The sequence below is a fragment of the Vibrio sp. V19_P1S1T109 genome (assembly GCF_002241375.1).
GTDB classification, from domain to species: Bacteria; Pseudomonadota; Gammaproteobacteria; order Enterobacterales; family Vibrionaceae; genus Vibrio; species Vibrio anguillarum.
Map to the genome: position 1 here is coordinate 1 of NZ_NDIM01000269.1, position 3,577 is coordinate 3,577.

Here is a 3,577-nt window from a genome sequence, read left to right on the forward strand (position 1 = left end):
ACTTTAATCTTAATGGGGTTATTGGAGTTTAATGGTGCCAGCGTATGGTGGATCCACGGGGTGGGTATTACGTTTATCGTTGGCCGAATTTTACATGCCAGAGCGATTTTAAGTGACCAACTTAAAGGGCGGATTCGTGGTATGAAGCTAACGTTCAGTGCGATGGTTATCTTGATCGTGCTGAATATTATTTACCTTCCTTTTGGCCAAGTATTGGGTTAAGAATGCTATTCATTCACGGCAGGGTGAAGTTTGATAGGTGGCCAATTCTCGGCGCAAGCCTTCAAATGTGGTAAAGGCACTGTCAGTGGACAGTTTGTTCACTAACCAGTTAGGTAGTGCACCTCCTGGATTAGCGAAGGCAATATAATCGATGTGAGTCATACCATTAGTCAGTTTTTGCAGCGTCCAATGTGCGTTGACTTGAGTGATACGGATGTATCCCGGTTGTTCAGGCAAGTAATTTAGGGCATCCACTATGTCTAAACTTAAACCATTAGGTAGCATCTCAAATTTTGAATAAGTCACCATATCTCTGTTTTTAGCTGGCCATGGTGCCGAGAATTGGGTGTAAACAATATTCTCGGTATCTGAAATTTTTTGCAGCACACGGCTGTTACTCACGTTATCTATCCAGTTTGGTACATGTTCACTGTCATCTAATAGCCGCATAAAAGCGAAATAGCTAGTGGGTACGAACATTTGCGCCCGTATTTGGACTAAGCCATCGCTATGGTGGCGCGAGTAGATCGTAATGCCGTCTTCTGATTTTACCTGTAACCAATCGACCGAAGTCGCTGCCAAACTAGCAACATTGCTAAATAGTAGGCTTAAACCAACTATCCATTTCATCATGGTTCTTTCCTCATTGATGTTGTAGCACGTGGCCTTATTTTTGTCGTGTTGGTTACAAAAAGTGGGTTTAAGAACTGCACTAGCATAAAAACATAAATATATTATGTATACGTTTTGTTTTATTAGTTTTTGTTATGTTTTTTAAAAGTTTGCTCAATGTTCAGGTACGGCAATGAAATCTTTAAGATGGTATGAGGTTTGGCTCTGTCTCATCCTATCATGGATTTCTATTCCCGCATGGGCAGCGCCATCCTCAATACACAATAGTCATATTATTCGTATTAGTGCTGGTGAATGGCCGCCGTTTATTGGTCAACACCTTGAAAATAATGGTTTTGTTGCTGAGATCATCCGTAAAGTATTTAAGGATGCTGGCTACGAAGTTGAGTTTCATTTTTTCCCATGGGCGAGAGCATACGCCGAAGCCAAAGCTGGACGTTATGATGCAACTGCTATTTGGATGTTTAACCAAGAGCGAACGGTAGATTTTTATTATAGTGAAGCGGTGAGCGATGAACGCTTCGTGTTTTTTCACCATAAAGAAACCGACTTTCACTGGGAAAGTCTCTATGATCTTAAGGGGTTACATTTAGGAGGTGGCATTGCCTACAGCTATGGTGCCGAGTTAGACAGATTGTTAGAAACGCAGCAAATAAAAATGTCTCGAGTCAATGATCCAAAACAGAACTTCGAACGGCTGGTGAAAAAGAGGATTGATCTCATGCCAGAAGAAATTCATATCGGTTATTACACTCTGGATAAATACTTACCGCAATGGCGAGAAATGATCACGCACCATCCCAAACCTTTTCTCATCAATAATAACTATCTATTGTTCCCTAAAATGGGTGAACGAAGTGAGCAACTGTTGACGCTATTTAATCATGGACTGAAAGAAAGTGATGTCTCCATGATTGAATGATTCGCTTTTTTTGAATGGCCCTTCCTTCTTACCTTTCCGCAGTGAATTAAAAGGCGGTTAAATTAAGTTCAGAGACGCGAGCAGGAAGATGCCTAGTGTACAAGTAAACAGTGAAAATACGGTCGTCAATGCAATGATGTTGGCCGCTAAGGTTGCATTTCCTCCCATAGCTCTAGCCATAACATAACTGGCCGCAGCGGTAGGGGATGCACTCATCAAAAAGACTAGCCCGAGATCTAACCCGCGAAAGCCAAAAAGTAACGCACCCGATGTGATCAATATCGGGGCGAGAATCAGCTTATGGGCAGTGGCAAACCAAGCCGGTGCTTTGTCGCTTCTGAGTGAACCTATATTGAGTGAGCCGCCAGTACACAGTAGTGCTAATGGTAGTGTCATATTGGCAAAATATTGGCCAGCATCAGTAACCATTTTCGGGATTGGAAGGGATAAGGAATAGCATAAAACACCGAGCAGAATACCAATAATCAGTGGGTTTTTGGTGAGTGTTTTGGCAATTACTCCTGCGGCTTTGAGCCCTGAACTTTCCCCTTTTGGCGTGAGTGTTATCACCGCTTGAATATTATAAAGGATAGTGGTTGCGGCAACGTACATCGCCGCTAATGCTAGCCCAGGTTCGCCATAAGTATTTGCGACATAAGCCAAAGCGATAATAGCGGTATTCGCACGAAACCCGCCTTGGATGATCACGCCGTGATCCAGATGTTGTGGGAACGCTTTTTTGGTGAAAAAAGTCGTGAAAAGAAAAAATAGGAAATTAGCGAGTAGTCCATAGCCAATCAGTGTTGCACTGGAAGAAAAATCGTGCTGTGATTTGACGATGCTAAGAAATAGCATGGCTGGTAAGGTGACTTGGAATACGATGCGTGACGCGACATCGATGAAATTATCGTTGATAACCCTCGTTCGCTTTAGTACAACGCCCAGTACTAACATCAAACAGATAGGCCCTGTAATTGAGGCCGAAAACAAAAGTTGTTCGATAATCGTTGTCATATCAATCCACTGAAGTTGCTCATAGCGTTGCTATTCTTCCACAGTTCCTCATTTTGCAAAATCAAATTTGCAAAAAAGAACGAACGTGCTAAAAATAGCATGGTATGAATTGAGAGTCGGCATAATATGAGCAAAGGTAGAATTACAAGAGAAAATGTACTGAACAAAGCGTTCGAATTAGCCAGTGAAAACGGTTTGGAAAGTCTCACTATCGGTGAGTTGGCAAAACAGTGCGGTTTATCAAAAAGTGGTTTGTTTGCGCATTTTAATGCTAAAGAAAATTTGCAAATTGCAGTATTAGAGCATGCCCATTCTGTGTTTACTGAGCGTGTTATTACGCCGGCTCGCCTGATTGGCGACGAGAATATCGAAGCTAAATTGCGAGTGCTGTTAGAGCACTGGTTAGGTTGGAATCATTCATTCCAAGGCAGTTGTATGTTTTTAGATGCGTGGAAAGATGCCGCAACTTGTGATTGTGCAATTCAAAAAGTACTTAAAAAAACCATCGCGACTTGGATTCATTACTTGCAAATTCAAATTCAAAAAGGGGTTGATAGCGCACAGTTTCATCCGAAATTGGATGTAAAGCAGGCTGCTTATGAGTTGTATGGACTCTATTTAAGTGCTCATTTGTTCTACTCGATCTACGGCCAAATGGAAAGTTATCAACATTTTTGGAAAGGCGTGGGTGATTTAATGTCTCGATGGCGAAATATAGTGAAGCAGCAATGTTAGCTAATTCTCGCTTTTCACAGCGAGAAGAACGAGCCTGCAACAGCGCAGATG

General features: G+C 42.0%; 5 protein-coding genes. 3 read left to right on the forward strand and 2 right to left on the reverse strand.

Annotation, left to right across the window (positions count from 1 at the left end):
- Positions 1-222, forward strand: a 222-nt coding sequence (locus tag B9J87_RS13150) for an MAPEG family protein (RefSeq protein WP_176429528.1), incomplete at its 5' end; no start/stop codon positions are given.
- A gap of 9 nt (positions 223-231) precedes the next feature.
- Here the strand turns inward: B9J87_RS13150 and B9J87_RS13155 are convergent.
- Positions 232-855 (reverse strand): START domain-containing protein, encoded by a 624-nt coding sequence (locus B9J87_RS13155; RefSeq protein WP_094151124.1) that lies wholly within the window; start codon positions 853-855, stop codon positions 232-234.
- A gap of 172 nt (positions 856-1,027) precedes the next feature.
- Between B9J87_RS13155 and B9J87_RS13160 the strand changes: the two genes are divergently transcribed.
- Positions 1,028-1,777: a substrate-binding periplasmic protein gene (locus B9J87_RS13160; RefSeq protein ID WP_094151125.1), complete on the forward strand. Its 750-nt coding sequence runs from the start codon at positions 1,028-1,030 to the stop codon at positions 1,775-1,777.
- A 57-nt stretch (positions 1,778-1,834) separates the two neighbouring features.
- Here B9J87_RS13160 and B9J87_RS13165 read toward each other — a convergent pair whose 3' ends face one another.
- On the reverse strand, positions 1,835-2,791 hold the full coding sequence (locus tag B9J87_RS13165) for an AEC family transporter (RefSeq protein ID WP_094151126.1): 957 nt from the start codon (positions 2,789-2,791) through the stop codon (positions 1,835-1,837).
- 126 nt (positions 2,792-2,917) lie between these two features.
- Between B9J87_RS13165 and B9J87_RS13170 the strand changes: the two genes are divergently transcribed.
- Entirely contained in the window at positions 2,918-3,526 is a 609-nt protein-coding gene (locus tag B9J87_RS13170) for a TetR/AcrR family transcriptional regulator (RefSeq protein WP_013868315.1), read from the forward strand.
- Positions 3,527-3,577 lie beyond the last annotated feature (51 nt).